Annotated in this window: 2 protein-coding genes; both read right to left on the minus strand. The window is 38.9% G+C overall.

The genetic code is table 11. The features are described from left to right. Positions 1-296: 296 nt before the first annotated feature. A complete protein-coding gene (locus HMPREF2952_RS06365) occupies positions 297-893 on the minus strand; it encodes an SMI1/KNR4 family protein (protein ID WP_198921340.1) in 597 nt (198 codons plus the stop codon). A 21-nt stretch (positions 894-914) separates the two neighbouring features. Beyond that, the coding region (locus HMPREF2952_RS11520) for an RHS repeat-associated core domain-containing protein (RefSeq protein ID WP_283120700.1) at positions 915-1,516 on the minus strand (602 nt) is incomplete at its 5' end.

The raw sequence follows: 1,516 nt of genomic DNA on the forward strand, positions 1-1,516 counted from the left end.
TGATACTGTAACTAAATAGAGGCCGTCTGAAAAACTAACTTTCAGACGGCCTCTATTTCAACCAGCGTTGCAACCGATAACGGGGATTGGATTGTTAAAGAACGGAGGTTTCAGACGGCCTCAAAAGGATATTGAGGCCGTCTGAAAACCGAAAAACCCGCGTACTTGCTTTGAGGCACGCACGCTACCTGCAAATTCAGGAATTTATGCGGGCTACGATTTGCTAATCAAAGCTAGAAATATATAATTCAGTTTACATATTACATATATCTTTAGGCACATAATATTTCAAACAATTATTCTTCTTCTAAGACCATACGATTAAAACAGTCATACAAATCTTCTCCGACTAAATACATATTTTGCATCTTTACTTCTTCAGGCATAGTTTTTCCAAAATCATCAAAATAATCTTCTTCATCCCATTCGTTTTCATGGTACCAATAAAAAATTTTTCCTATTTTTTCCCCTTTTATACAAAGACATATCCTATCTCCGTAGTTATTCTCAGCAATAGGTAAAAAATTCGTAGGAATCCTATTTTCCATTTTTTTTATAGCATTGCTCAATGAATAGCCAGTTTGATACGATTCCCCTTCTCCATAGAAACAACCAAATTCCCCTTTCTTTATTACAACATTTTCTATCGGTGAATCAGGGGGATAACAATAGCTTGGTAGTCCATTGTCATACATGGTTAATTTATAAAATACTTCATTTAGATATGTCTCTCCTCCAAAACACGTCAAATAATCTAAATAATCAGAAAATTCTTTTCTATCAATATCTAGAAATTTTGACATTATTTCTCGTGATAAAGGAGCGAAAGGCTTTGCTCCGACCCTTACAACTCCACCCATTTTTTCTATTAAAGTTTGCATTCTTGTGCTCATAATGTTTACTCCAGTTAAAGGTTATGGACATGTTTTTCCGATTTTCTTCTTATTACGCATGACACTTGCAGGACCAGTATGCCTAATGCCACTATGTAAATCTCTCGGTATTATTTGCGCCGTATTTCTACTTGAATGATGTAAGTCAAGACGATTGTCCGTCAAATATTTTTGGGTATCTTGGACAGACCATCCCATCTTATCTGCTAAAGCCCTTCTCATTCTTGTGAAATCTTTATCTGGGTCACCCGTCATACCGGTAACTTTAAACCCTTTGGGCCCTTTACCAGATGAAGACCAAGGAGTTTTTGCCCAAGGAGAAAAGTCTGGTCTACCACCTCTGTAATTAATAGAATCACCAACATTGAGTCCCAAATCTTGTGGGTTATTTGGTGTAAAGCGAGAATGTCCTCTTTCTCCCGCCCAAGTTCCGTCCCTAGGTAGCCTCCAGCCCGCTGGTTTGGGTGTTCCTTTTTTCCAATATGCCCAACCCAATGGGTCAACCCAAGCCTGTGTACTTGGCGCAAAAGCATACAGATTCTCCCCACCCAACAACCCAATCGGATCCTGATTCACAAACCGACCTGCCTCAGGCTCGTAATACCGCATCAGGTTGTAATGCA

The sequence above is a fragment of the Neisseria sp. HMSC068C12 genome, from assembly GCF_001814095.1.
GTDB classification, from domain to species: domain Bacteria; phylum Pseudomonadota; class Gammaproteobacteria; order Burkholderiales; family Neisseriaceae; genus Neisseria; species Neisseria perflava.